This window comes from Streptomyces albus subsp. albus (genome assembly GCF_000725885.1).
Classification (GTDB): Bacteria; Actinomycetota; Actinomycetes; order Streptomycetales; family Streptomycetaceae; genus Streptomyces; species Streptomyces albus.
Genome location: NZ_JODR01000041.1, coordinates 1 through 11,550 on the forward strand (window position 1 = coordinate 1; position 11,550 = coordinate 11,550).

An 11,550-nucleotide genomic window follows, 5' to 3' on the forward strand; every position below is an offset into this window, starting at 1 on the left:
GGCCCCCATGACCGCGCCCCGCACCCCGCACCCCGCACCCCGCACGACGAACGGCCGGGCCCCCGAAGGGACCCGGCCGTTCGTCGTACCAGGAAAGCTGTCGCCCGGGAACCGGGCGGGGCGCTACCGCACCTCGGAGATCTCCGGGCCGCGCTGGAGCTTGTCGAGCCCGCCCGCGAAGCGGGAGCCCTCCTCGACCGTCTCCTGCTGCACACCGTCGGGCACCATCTGCGCGTCCTGGGGCAGCTTGAGGACGATCGGGTCACGCGGCGCCATCGGCCCGTCACCGCGCACCACGACGGTGTCCCGGAAGATCTGCTCCAGCACACCTGCCGCCTCCGGCTGGACGGCGCCCTGGCCGGAGATCACCCCGCGCAGGAACCAGCGCGGGCCGTCCACCCCCACAAACCGCACGACCTGCACACCACCGGTGCCGTCGGGCAGCTGCACCGGCACCTGGGCACGCAGCTCCCAGCCGAGCGGGCCGTCCACCTCGTCGATGACGCCCCCCTGCTGGGTGATGCCTGAGGCGATCTCCTCCCGCACCTCGTCCCAGATGCCCTCCCGCTTGGGGGCGGCGAACGCCTGGAGCTGGATGGCGCTGTCCTGGAGCACGACGGTCGCCGCGACGATCGCGTCACCCGCGACCTCCACCCGCAGCTCCATGCCCTCGACACCGGGGATGAAGAGCCCGCCGAGATCCACCCGGCCGGAATCGGGCTCGCTGACCTCGCTCAGGTCCCAGGGGCCGTCGGGACGGGGGGCCGGGGGCAGCTTGACCTTGGTCTCCCCGGCCGCGCCGGCTTCCGCGCCGTCCTGCGGCTCGTCCTGGCCGTCCTGTTCCGTCTCGAACTCGTCCGAGGCGCCCTTCTCAGGCTTTTCGCTCTTCTTGCGACGACGTCCGAACACGTCACTGTCCTCTCAGGTCGGAAGCTCGATCGGCACCGACCGCAACGTAATGCTTCTGCTGTGCGGCTGTCTGCTGGATGGAGCCCGCTTCCTCCGCCGAGTCCGCCTCCGGGCCGGTGCGGCCTGCCGCATGGCCGCCCGTGGAGCCGAAACCGCCCGCGGCACGCGCCGACGTGGGCAGCTCCTCCACCTCGCGGAAACGCACCTTCTCCACCTGCTGGACGACGAGTTGGGCGATACGGTCGAACCGCTCGAACCGCACAGCCTCGCGCGGGTCCAGATTGGCCACGATCACCTTGATCTCACCACGGTACCCGGCATCCACCGTTCCCGGGGCATTCACCAACGCGACGCCGCAGCGGGCCGCCAGACCCGAGCGCGGATGGACGAAGGCGGCGTAACCGTCGGGCAGGGCGAGGGAGATCCCGGTCGGCAGCACCGCCCGCTCCCCCGGCGCCAGCTCGGCACTCTCGGTGGTCACCAGATCGCACCCGGCGTCCCCCGGGTGCTGGTAGGCAGGCAGCGGTACTTCGGGGTCGAGACGCCGCAGCAGCACCTCGACAGGGCCGCGCGGTGCGGGGCAGGCACCGTGGTCGGTCGTGCTCATGGGTTCACCTCGAAGGCGCGGGCGCGCCTGACCTGGTCCGGGTCCTCCATGGCCGCGTGGATCTCCTCCTCGCGGCCGTTCTCGATGAAGTGCTCCACCTGCACCTCTATGAACAGCGCGTCGGCCCGCACGGCCACCGGCCCGCCGGGGCCGCCCATGCGGCCGGTCGCCGTGCAGTAGATCTTGCGCCCGTGCACGGCGGTGGCCCACGCCTCGATGTGCAGCTCGGTGCCGACCGGCACCGGCAGCAGGAAGTCGGTCTCCAGCCGTCCGGTCACCGCGATGATGTGCATCAGCCAGTTCAGGGAGCCCAGCGTCTCGTCCAGCGCGCTGGTCAGTATCCCGCCGTGCGCGAGACCGGGGGCGCCCTGGTGCGCGGGCTTGACGGTGAACCGCGCGGTGACGCTCACCCCTTCCCCGGCCCATGCCTTCAGGTGCAGACCGTGCTGCTGGTCCTCGCCGCAGCCGAAGCACATCCGGTAGTGGGCACCCAGCGGGGAGCCCGGCGCGGGGGCGTCCGGATGGCGCACCGGCGCCACGGCGTCCTGCGGCGGCACCAGCGAGGTCTTCGGGGAACCGGGAGGAATCACTGCACTCACAGGGGCAGACCTTACCGCCGTGCGGGGCGCGCCGGGGCGCCGTGCCAAGCTGGACACATGCATCCCGCGTCCTCGCCCTACGACGAACGTCTCACCGCTCCCCGTTCCTGGTGGCTGATCGCCGCCGGGATCGGTGTCGGCTGTGCCCTGATGCTGTTCCCGCTGGGGCTGCTGCCCGCCCTGTGCGGTCTGGTGGGAGGAGCCGCGCTGGCCGCCGTGTGCGTCAGCTCCTACGGCGGCGTACGGGTACGTGTGGTGGCCGGTTCCCTGGTCGCGGGGGACGCCCGGATCCCGCTGTCGGCCCTGGGTGAGGCGGAGGCGCTGGAGGGCGAGGAGGCCCGCGCCTGGCGGACGTACAAGGCCGACACCCGCGCCCACATGGTGCTGCGCGGCTACGTGCCCACCGCGGTCCGCATCGAGGTGACCGACCCGGAGGACCCGACGCCGTACGTGTACGTCTCCACCCGGCACCCCGAGGAGCTGGTGGCGGCGCTGCGGGCCGCGCGGGAGACCTCCCGGTCCTGACGGCGGGGCGCAGCCGCCCCGGTGCTCAGGCGGCGGGGCCGCGCCGCAGGTCCTCGCGAACACGCCGGGCGAGCTTCGCGGTGTCCTGCCGGTTGAGGTAAGCCCCGACGGCCGCGCCTATCAGGAACGGTGCCAGGTTCGGCAGGTTGCGCAGGGTGCGCTTCATGATCTGCTGCCGCAGCCGGCGCCGCATCTCCCCGCCCATGGCCGCGTTCAGGGTGGCCGGCTTGGTGACGTCGATGCCCCGCTCGGCGGTCCAGGCGCCCAGATAGGCCATGGCCCGCTCGCGGGCGTTGCCGGGCGCCCGGCGCCCGTAGACCTCGTGCAGCTCTGCGATCAGTTTCAGTTCCACACCGGCCACGCCGACGATCTCGGCGGCCAGTTCGGCGGGCATGGCGGGCGGCACCGGCAGCATGGCCGCGGCACCGACCCCGGCACCGACGGTGGCCGACCCCTTGGTGGCCCCGGCCACCAGCTTGTCGGCCAGCTCTTCGGTGCCCAGGCCGGGAAACTGCTTCTGGAGGGTCTCCAGGTCCCGCACCGGCACACGCGGTGCGGTCTCGATGATGCGCTCGGCGACGGCGCGCAGGAAGGCGCGTGTACGGCGCCCCCGCGCGCGCCGCAGCCGGTTGTCCTGCTCGTCGCTCACGGACGGCGCTGTGCCGTCCGCCGTGCCGTCCCCGTACGGCACGAGCGAGGCCGACCGGTCACGAAGGCCCCGCTCGTCGTCACGTGCGTCGTCGACCGCCACGAGCAGCAGTCCCGCTCGGCTCAGGCCGCGCAGTCGCGGCAGATCGGCTGGCCGTTCTTCTCCGCGGCGAGCTGGGAGCGGTGGTGCACCAGGAAGCAGCTCATGCAGGTGAACTCGTCCGCCTGGCGCGGCAGCACGCGGACGGACAGCTCCTCGTTGGAGAGGTCCGCCCCGGGCAGCTCAAGGCCCTCCGCCTGCTCGAACTCGTCCACGTCGACATTGGACGCGGACTTGTCGTTACGGCGGGCCTTCAGCTCCTCGATGCTGTCTTCGTTGACGTCGTCGTCGGTCTTGCGTGGAGTGTCGTAATCCGTAGCCATGTCGCTCTCCCCCTCTGGGTGTCTGTGGTGTCTCCAGCGCACGTAACGCGTGAGAGGCCGGACTTGTGCCCGGCCCGAGGCGGAGATTTTGCCTCACATCAAGGTCTGTTACTCAATCGACACCCAACCGCACCCCTGAAGAGGTGATCACGTCGGCTGTCGAGGAGGACCATAAACGGTCCCCGGTAGCGCTCCGCGCATGCCATCCCGGGTACTGCCCACGATCTCCACCTGCGGAAACCTGGATTTTCCGGGATTTCTTCCCGCCTCGCGGCCACGCTGCGCATCCCCCGAAAATTCGTGTGTGTGATCGATCACAGCATCTTCGCAACCGGAGCGAGGGCTACCGATTAGATATACGGCCATTCACCGACCGTAGTCATCCGTATTCCCTCCCCGATCACTTTCCGCTCTCATTCCTCACTTTCCGTGTCCGCCGTGCTCCGCCCCGGGAAACATCCACGAGGATCCCCGTGGACGTTCGGACCGTTCGCTCACAGCGGCAGCGTCACCCGCATCACCAGGCCGCCCTCCTCGCGCGGCACCGCGGCGACCGAGCCGCCGTGGGCCCGCGCCACCGACCGCACGATGGACAGCCCCAGCCCGACCCCCTTGTCACTGCCCGTCCGTTCCGTACGCAGCCGCCGGAACGGCTCGAAGATGTTGTCCAGCTCGTAGGCGGGGACGACGGGACCGGTGTTCTCGACCACCAGCACCGCCTGCCCCGGCTGCGCCTCGGTACTGACCGAGACCCATCCCCCGTCACGCAGGTTGTAGCGCACGGCATTCTGCACCAGGTTCAGGGCGACCCGCTCCAGCAGGACCCCGTTCCCCTGGACGTAGGTGGGCTGACGCACCCCGCGCAGCTCCACGCCCTTGGTCTCGGCCTCGCCCCGGGCCTGCTCCACGGCCTGCGAGGCGACCTCGGCCAGGTCCACCGGTTTGCGGTCCACCAGTTCGTTCTCGCTGCGGGCCAGCAGCAGCAAGCCCTCCACCAGCTGCTCGCTGCGCTCGTTGGTGGCCAGCAGCGTCTTGGCCAGCTGCTGGAGCTCCGGTGAGCCCTCCGGGTCGGCGAGCTGCACCTCCAGCAGCGTGCGGTTGATCGCCAGTGGGGTGCGCAGCTCGTGGGAGGCGTTGGCCACGAAACGCTGCTGGGCGGTGAACGCCCGGTTGAGCCGGTCCAGCATCTCGTCGAAGGTGTCCGCCAGCTCCTTGAGCTCGTCGTCCGGACCCTCCAGCTCGATCCGCTTGTGCAGGTCCGAGCCGGCCACCTGGCGTGCGGTGCGGGTGATGCGGCCCAGCGGCGACAGGACGCGGCCGGCCATCACGTAGCCGAACGCGAAGGCGGCCACCGCCAGCCCCACCAGGGCCAGCAGGGAGCGCCGCAGCAGTCCGTCCAGGGCGATCCCGCGCTGGGCCTCCAGACAGGCCGACAGGCGGTCCGTGAACACGTCGCTGGGCAGCGTCCCGGTCAGCCCCGGACAGCGGTCCGAGGTGGGCTGGGTCTTGCCGCTGAGGATGCGGAACGGCAGCTCGCTGATCTGGTCGAGGGCCTGCGCCGCCAGCAGGTAGATGATCGTCAGCAGCAGCACGCCGGCGATCAGGAACATGCCGCCGTACAGCAGCGTGAGCCTTATCCGGATGGTCGGCCGCAGCCACGGGGAGGGGCGCTGCGCATCCCGGGGGTCCCAGTTCGGCTTGGGCGGTGTGCGGGGCGCCGCGGGGGTGCCGTTTCCGCCCCAGTCGGTGCCGGTGGCGGAGGTGGAGGGTGGCATCTCGGCCTCAGATCCGGTAGCCGGCGCCGGGCACGGTGACGATCACCGGCGGCTCGCCGAGTTTACGGCGCAGCGTCATCACCGTGACGCGCACCACATTGGTGAACGGGTCGGTGTTCTCGTCCCACGCCTTCTCCAGGAGCTGCTCGGCGGAGACCACGCCGCCGTCGGCCCGCAGCAGGACCTCCAGCACGGCGAACTCCTTGGGGGCCAGCTGCACCTCCCGGCCGTCGCGGGAGACCTCGCGCCGTCCCGGGTCCAGCTTGATCCCGGCCCGCTCCAGGACGGGCGGCAGGGCCGTGGTCGCACGCCGCCCCAGCGCCCGCACCCGGGCGGTCAGCTCGGAGAACGCGAAGGGCTTGGGCAGGTAGTCGTCGGCGCCCAGCTCCAGACCGGCCACCCGGTCGCTCACGTCCCCGGAGGCCGTGAGCATCAGCACCCGGGTGGGCAGGCCCAGCTCGATGATCCGGCGGCAGACGTCGTCCCCGTGGACGAGCGGCAGGTCACGGTCGAGGACGACGACGTCGTAGTCGTTGATGTCGATGCGCTCCTGCGCCGCCGCCCCGTCGTAGACGACATCGACGGCCATGGCCTCCCGGCGGAGGCCCGTCGCCACGGCATCGGCGAGCAGCTGCTCGTCCTCGACGACGAGTACGCGCACGGCGCTGTTCCTTCCCTGTGGTGCGAGTGGGGGATGTGTACCCCATCGTGCCCCGGACGCCGGTAAACCGGCTGTAAGGGGGCGGGACGAGGGGCCGTGGAGCCGCCGGGGTGAGGCACTCGCACACTTTTTTCGCCCTCGTTGAGGTTTCTCTGAGGTTTCCGGTGGGGAGGACGTGAGCACCACCCGCGATCACGCCCTGTGCGCAGCGTGCCACGAGCCGCCGCTGACGCAGCCGGGGACCACGCCGTGACCGGGACTCAGCACTGCAAACCCTCGGCACACCCCGTGCCACCGACCCGCGACGAGGGGGCACAACCATGGACGCGTTCACCGCAGGCATCCTGCAGCGCATACGGACCACGGAGTCCGACCTGGACCGCGCACGTGAATTGGGCGACGACTTCCTCGTGGACGTCGAGGAGTCGGAACTGGCCGACCTCCACCGCCTCGCCGCCGAGCACGGCGTGCAGGTCGCCTGACGACGCCCGACCGACACCCCGTGGTGCGGCCCCTGCCGGGGCCGCACCACGTTTTTGTGCCGTTCTGTGTGGCCCGGCCCACTTCCGCCGGGCGCGCCCTCAGTCGTGCCAGGCGCCCAGGTCCTCCAGCAGGGGCTGGAGGACCGCGAAGACACCCGGCGAGGCGGCGACGGTCAGCTCCCCGTCCGGGGGCAGACCGGGGCGTCCGCCGGTCAGGGCGCCGGCCTCCCGCGCGACGAGGTCGCCCGCGGCCAGGTCCCAGGGGTTAAGGCCGCGCTCGTAGTAGCCGTCCAGCCGGCCGGCCGCCACGTCGCACAGGTCGATCGCGGCCGACCCGGCGCGGCGGATGTCCCGGACCCGCGGCACCAGCTCGCGGGCGACCGCGGCCTGGGCGACGCGCCGCTCGGCGATGTAGCCGAAGCCCGTCCCGATGAGCGCCTGCTCCAGCGGCGGTGCCGGCCGGCAGTGCAGCCGGCGCCCGTCCAGATAGGCGCCCTGCCCGAGGACGGCGTGCCAGGTCTCGCCGCGTACCGGGGCCGCAACCACGCCCACGACGCGCTCGCCCCGGTACTCGGCGGCGATGGAGACGGCCCAGTCGGGGCGTCCGTACAGGTAGTTGACGGTGCCGTCCACCGGGTCGATCACCCAGCGGACGCCGGAGGTGCCCTCGCTGGTGGCGCCCTCCTCGCCGAGGAAGCCGTCGTCGGGGCGGTGCTCGGACAGGAAGCCGGTGATCAGCTTCTCGGACGCCAGATCCATCTCGGTGACCACGTCGATGGGGCTGGTCTTGGTCGCGGCCACCTCCAGGTCGGCGGGGCGGCCGTCACGCAGGAGGGCCCCGGCACGGCGGGCGGCTTCCTGGGCGAGGGCGAGCAGTTCGGCCTTCAGGGCGTCGTCGGCGTCGGCGGGAGCGGACTGCTGGGGCGTGTCGGTCACGTTCTCGCTGCTCCTACTCGTCGGTTCGCGTACGGGGCGCGCACGGCCGCGCGCCGGGCCAGCATGACCCGCCCGCCGGGTGGTGCGGCAGTGCGCCCCCTGCCGGCGGTGCGGCGGCGCGCACCCCGCGGATGGTCAGAATTCCGGTGCGTCGGCGCCGGCCGCCGCCGGCTTGGGCGTCCGGGCCGGGCAGCAGCCGACGGGACACAGGTCGTGGCTGGGGCCCAGGGCGCCCAGCGCGCACCGGACAGGGGACTCGTCGCGCTCGGCGGCGGCCCGCTCCAGCACCAGGTCCCGGACGGCCGCGGCGAACCGCGGGTCGGCGCCGACGGTGGGCGAGCGGCGGGCCGGCAGCCCCAGCTCGGCTGCCTTGGCCATGGCCTCGGTGTCCAGGTCGTAGAGGACCTCCATGTGGTCCGAGACGAAGCCGATGGGCACCATGACGGTCCCCGGCACGCCCTTGCCGTGGAGCTCCTCCAGGTGATCGCAGATGTCGGGCTCCAGCCACGGCACCGACGGCGGGCCGCTGCGCGACTGGTAGACGAGGCTCCAGGGGTGCGCGGTGCCGGTGCGCTTGCGTACCGCCTCGGTGATCAGCTCGGCGACATCCAGGTGCTGCGCCACGTAGGCACCGCCGTCACCGTGCGCCTCCTCGGGGCCGGAGGTGTCGGCCGCCGCGGTCGGGATGGAGTGGGTGGTGAAGGTCAGATGGGCCGCGGCGCGCACGTCCTCGGGAAGCTCCGCGAGGGAGGCCACCACGCCGTCGACGACGGGGTCGACGAAGCCGGGGTGGTTGAAGTAGTGCCGCAGCTTGTCCACCCGCGGCACCGGGAGGCCCTCCGCCCGGAGGGCGGCCAGCGACTCGGCGAGGTTCTCGCGGTACTGGCGGCAGCCGGAGTAGGAGGCGTAGGCGCTGGTGGCCAGGACGAGGACGCGCCGGTGACCGTCGCGCACCATGTCGCGCAGGGTGTCGGTCAGGTATGGCGCCCAGTTCCGGTTGCCCCAGTAGACGGGCAGGTCGAGGCCGTTGGCTGCGAAGTCCTCGCGGAGGGCGGCCAGCAGCTCACGGTTCTGCTCGTTGATGGGGCTGACCCCGCCGAAGAGGTAGTAGTGCTGTCCCACCTCTTCGAGCCGTTCGCGGGGGATGCCGCGTCCGCGGGTGACGTTCTCCAGGAACGGGACGACGTCGTCCGGCCCTTCCGGGCCGCCGAAGGAGAGCAGCAGCAGCGCGTCGTAGGGGGCCGCTGAGGTGCCCCGGTCGGGGCTGGACGATTCGGTGGGCAGCGCATCGGACATGTCTCGATCCTCCCATCCGGTGTGGGGGAAGGACGGGCGCCCTCCCGCCCGTAAGCTGGATGCCTCCCCCGTCCGTCTGATCCGATCGGCGAGCGTTACCCAGTTGGCCAGACCCTCCAGCCCCTACCGCGCGCTCTTCGCCGCGCCCGGAAGCAGGACCTTCTCCGCCGCCGGCTTCCTCGGCCGGCTCCCGCTGTCGATGATGGGCATCAGCATCGTCACGATGGTCTCCCAGCTCACCGGCCGGTACGGGCTGGCGGGAGCGCTCTCGGCGACGGTGGCGCTCTCCTCCGCGGCCATCAGCCCGCAGATATCGCGGCTGGTGGACCGGCACGGACAGCGGCGGGTGATACAGCCCGCGATGCTGGTGACGGTGCTGGCCGTCGCGGGTCTTGTGACGGCGGCCCGGCTGGACGCGCCCGAGGTGCTGCTGTTCGCGGGGGCCGTCGGCGCCGGGGCCATGCCGAGCGTGGGCGCGATGGTGCGGGCCCGCTGGGCGCACCTGCTCCGGAGCGAGCCGCGGCTGCTCCACTCGGCGTTCAGCTTCGAGTCGATCGTCGACGAGTGCTGCTTCATCGTGGGGCCGATCCTGGCCATCGGTCTGTCCACGGGTGTCTTCCCGGAGGCGGGCCCGCTGCTGGCCGCCTGCTTCCTGCTGCTGGGGGTGACGTGGCTGAGCACCCAGCGCGCCACAGAACCGCCGCCGCATCCGCCGCGGGCCCACGGGGGCGGTTCGGCGCTGCGCACGCCGGGGCTCCAGGTGCTGGTGGGTGCCTTCGCGTTCACCGGGGCGATCTTCGGCTCGATCGACGTGGTGACGGTCGCGTTCTCCCAGGAGGCGGGCCACAAGGCGGTCTCCAGCCTGCTCCTGGCCGTCTACGCGCTCGGCTCGGTGCTGGCCGGCGCGGTCTTCGGGGTGCTGCGCCCGGCCGGCCCGCCGGCCCGCAGATGGCTGTGGGGTGTCTGTGCGATGGCCGTGAGTATGATCCCTCTCCAACTGGTGGGGAACCTGCCGTCCCTGGCCGTGGCGCTCTTCCTCGCGGGCATGACCATTGCCCCGACGATGGTCACCACCATGGCCCTCGTCGAACAGCTCGTCCCGCGCGCCAAGCTGACGGAAGGCATGACGTGGACCAGCACGGGGCTCGCGGTCGGGGTGGCGCTCGGGTCCTCGGCGGCCGGCTGGGCCGTCGACACCTTCGGCGCCGGCCGTGCCTACGCAGTTCCCGCCGTGGCGGGGGCGGTGGCGGCCCTGGTGGCGTTCCTCGGCTACCGCCGGCTGAACTCTCGGCCGGTGCCGCGGCGAGAGGGGACGGTCAGTGACGGGCGTGCGAACGACGAACAACCGAGCGGCGACATGGCGTAACTGGGCGGGGAACGTGACCGCCGCCCCCGAACGGACGGTCTTCCCCTCCACGACCGAGGCCCTGGCCGAGGTGGTGCGCCGCGCCGCCGCCGACGGGCTGCGGGTCAAGGCCGCGGGAACGGGTCACTCGTTCACGGCAGCGGCCGTCACCGACGGAGTGCTGATACGCCCCGAGCGGCTGGCCGGGGTACGCCGCGTGGACCGGGAGGCGGGCACGGTCACCGTCGGCGCCGGTACACCGCTGAAGGTGCTCAACGCTGCGCTGGCGGCACGGGGCCTGTCCCTGACGAACATGGGCGACATCATGGAGCAGACCGTCTCGGGGGCGGTCAGCACCGGCACCCACGGCACCGGCCGGGACTCGGCCTCCGTCGCGGCCCAGCTCACGGGGCTGGAGATGGTGCTGGCGGACGGTTCGGTGCTGCGCTGCTCGGCCGAGGGCGGCGAGGAGGAGCGGGACGTCTTCGCCGCCGCGCGGGTGGGCCTGGGCGCGCTGGGGGTGATCACGGAGCTGACGTTCGCCGTGGAGCCGGAGTTCCTGCTCATGGCCCGCGAGGAACCGATGCCGTTCGAACGGGTGATCTCCGAATTCGATCAGCTGGTGACCGAGAACGAGCACTTCGAGTTCTACTGGTTCCCCCACACCGACAACTGCAACACCAAGCGGAACAACCGCAGCGCGGGCCCGGCCGCCCCGCTCCCCCGGATGCGCGGCTGGATAGACGACGAACTGCTCTCCAACGGGGTCTTCCAGGCCGCCTGCGCACTGGGCCGCGCCGTGCCCGCCACCGTCCCCGCCGTCGCCCGCGTCTCCAGCCGCGCCCTGTCGGCCCGCACCTACACCGACATCCCTTACAAAGTCTTCACCAGCCCGCGCCGGGTGCGCTTCGTGGAGATGGAGTACGCCCTGCCGCGCGCCGCGCTCACCACCGCGCTGCGGGAGCTCAAGGCGCTGGTGGAGCGGTCCGGATTCCGGGTCAGCTTCCCCGTCGAGGTGCGCACCGCACCCGCGGACGACATACCGCTCTCCACGGCCGGCGGGCGGGAGACGGCGTACGTGGCCGTCCACATGTACCGGGGCACACCGCACCAGGCCTATTTCAGCGCGGTCGAGCGCATCATGACGGCGCACGCCGGCCGCCCGCACTGGGGCAAGCTGCACAGCAGGGACGCCGAGTACCTCGCCGGGGTCTACCCCCGGTTCACCGAGTTCACCGCCCTGCGCGACCGGCTCGACCCGGACCGCGTCTTCGGCAACCCCTATCTGCGGCGCGTCCTGGGCGACTGACCCGCAACGCTCCCCAGCGCGGCCCGGACACCCGG

The 11,550-nt window shown here is 72.2% G+C and carries 13 protein-coding genes; 4 read left to right on the forward strand and 9 right to left on the reverse strand.

The features are described from left to right. Window positions 1-123 precede the first annotated feature (123 nt). Genes IO40_RS0131225 through IO40_RS0131235 form a run of 3 tightly spaced genes read right to left on the reverse strand, consistent with a single transcriptional unit; the run spans window position 124 to window position 2,115 of the window. Window positions 124-909 (reverse strand): DUF3710 domain-containing protein, encoded by a 786-nt coding sequence (locus tag IO40_RS0131225; protein ID WP_016470296.1) that lies wholly within the window; start codon window positions 907-909, stop codon window positions 124-126. A gap of 1 nt (window position 910) precedes the next feature. Continuing rightward, window positions 911-1,516, reverse strand: coding sequence for a dUTP diphosphatase (gene dut / locus IO40_RS0131230; protein WP_016470295.1), 606 nt, complete (start codon window positions 1,514-1,516; stop codon window positions 911-913). Further along, complete coding sequence (locus IO40_RS0131235; RefSeq protein WP_016470294.1) at window positions 1,513-2,115, reverse strand: PaaI family thioesterase; 603 nt, start codon at window positions 2,113-2,115, stop codon at window positions 1,513-1,515. Before IO40_RS0131235 ends, dut begins: the two co-directional genes overlap by 4 nt. Before the next feature lie 57 nt (window positions 2,116-2,172). Here IO40_RS0131235 and IO40_RS0131240 point away from each other — a divergent pair, with 57 nt between their 5' ends. After that, window positions 2,173-2,640 (forward strand): DUF3093 domain-containing protein, encoded by a 468-nt coding sequence (locus tag IO40_RS0131240; protein ID WP_016470293.1) that lies wholly within the window; start codon window positions 2,173-2,175, stop codon window positions 2,638-2,640. 25 nt (window positions 2,641-2,665) lie between these two features. On the opposite strand, the gene IO40_RS0131245 is transcribed toward IO40_RS0131240, so the two are convergent. The 4 genes from IO40_RS0131245 to IO40_RS0131260 form a co-directional block, all read right to left on the reverse strand. Beyond that, complete coding sequence (locus IO40_RS0131245; RefSeq protein ID WP_415852658.1) at window positions 2,666-3,499, reverse strand: hypothetical protein; 834 nt, start codon at window positions 3,497-3,499, stop codon at window positions 2,666-2,668. Next, complete coding sequence (locus IO40_RS0131250; RefSeq protein WP_016470291.1) at window positions 3,412-3,711, reverse strand: DUF4193 domain-containing protein; 300 nt, start codon at window positions 3,709-3,711, stop codon at window positions 3,412-3,414. Before IO40_RS0131250 ends, IO40_RS0131245 begins: the two co-directional genes overlap by 88 nt. Window positions 3,712-4,205: 494 nt before the next feature. Then, on the reverse strand, window positions 4,206-5,486 hold the full coding sequence (locus IO40_RS0131255) for a sensor histidine kinase (protein ID WP_016470290.1): 1,281 nt from the start codon (window positions 5,484-5,486) through the stop codon (window positions 4,206-4,208). A 7-nt stretch (window positions 5,487-5,493) separates the two neighbouring features. Then, window positions 5,494-6,147 (reverse strand): response regulator transcription factor, encoded by a 654-nt coding sequence (locus tag IO40_RS0131260; protein WP_016470289.1) that lies wholly within the window; start codon window positions 6,145-6,147, stop codon window positions 5,494-5,496. Window positions 6,148-6,467: 320 nt separating this feature from the next. On the opposite strand from IO40_RS0131260, the gene IO40_RS38125 reads away from it, so the two are divergent. Continuing rightward, window positions 6,468-6,629, forward strand: a complete 162-nt coding sequence (locus tag IO40_RS38125) for a hypothetical protein (protein WP_016470288.1) — start codon at window positions 6,468-6,470, stop codon at window positions 6,627-6,629. A gap of 99 nt (window positions 6,630-6,728) precedes the next feature. Here IO40_RS38125 and IO40_RS0131270 read toward each other — a convergent pair whose 3' ends face one another. Both IO40_RS0131270 and IO40_RS0131275 read right to left on the reverse strand, forming a co-directional pair. Next, a complete protein-coding gene (locus tag IO40_RS0131270) occupies window positions 6,729-7,565 on the reverse strand; it encodes an inositol monophosphatase family protein (protein ID WP_016470287.1) in 837 nt (278 codons plus the stop codon). A gap of 135 nt (window positions 7,566-7,700) precedes the next feature. Then, the gene (locus IO40_RS0131275; RefSeq protein WP_016470286.1) at window positions 7,701-8,861 is read right to left on the reverse strand and encodes a ferrochelatase; all 1,161 of its coding nucleotides are present in this window, start codon (window positions 8,859-8,861) and stop codon (window positions 7,701-7,703) included. Window positions 8,862-8,880: 19 nt separating this feature from the next. Between IO40_RS0131275 and IO40_RS0131280 the strand changes: the two genes are divergently transcribed. Beyond that, a complete protein-coding gene (locus IO40_RS0131280; RefSeq protein WP_016470285.1) occupies window positions 8,881-10,227 on the forward strand; it encodes an MFS transporter in 1,347 nt (448 codons plus the stop codon). Beyond that, a complete protein-coding gene (locus IO40_RS0131285) occupies window positions 10,190-11,515 on the forward strand; it encodes a D-arabinono-1,4-lactone oxidase (RefSeq protein ID WP_031176586.1) in 1,326 nt (441 codons plus the stop codon). The genes IO40_RS0131280 and IO40_RS0131285 overlap by 38 nt, the downstream gene beginning before the upstream one ends. Window positions 11,516-11,550 lie beyond the last annotated feature (35 nt).

Coding starts and splice junctions, on each gene's coding strand:
- dut (WP_016470295.1), bottom strand. CDS start 1,516: ATGAGCACGACCGACCACGGTGCCTGCCCCGCACCGCGCGGCCCTGTC.
- IO40_RS0131240 (WP_016470293.1), top strand. CDS start 2,173: ATGCATCCCGCGTCCTCGCCCTACGACGAACGTCTCACCGCTCCCCGT.
- IO40_RS0131250 (WP_016470291.1), bottom strand. CDS start 3,711: ATGGCTACGGATTACGACACTCCACGCAAGACCGACGACGACGTCAAC.
- IO40_RS0131255 (WP_016470290.1), bottom strand. CDS start 5,486: ATGCCACCCTCCACCTCCGCCACCGGCACCGACTGGGGCGGAAACGGC.
- IO40_RS38125 (WP_016470288.1), top strand. CDS start 6,468: ATGGACGCGTTCACCGCAGGCATCCTGCAGCGCATACGGACCACGGAG.
- IO40_RS0131275 (WP_016470286.1), bottom strand. CDS start 8,861: ATGTCCGATGCGCTGCCCACCGAATCGTCCAGCCCCGACCGGGGCACC.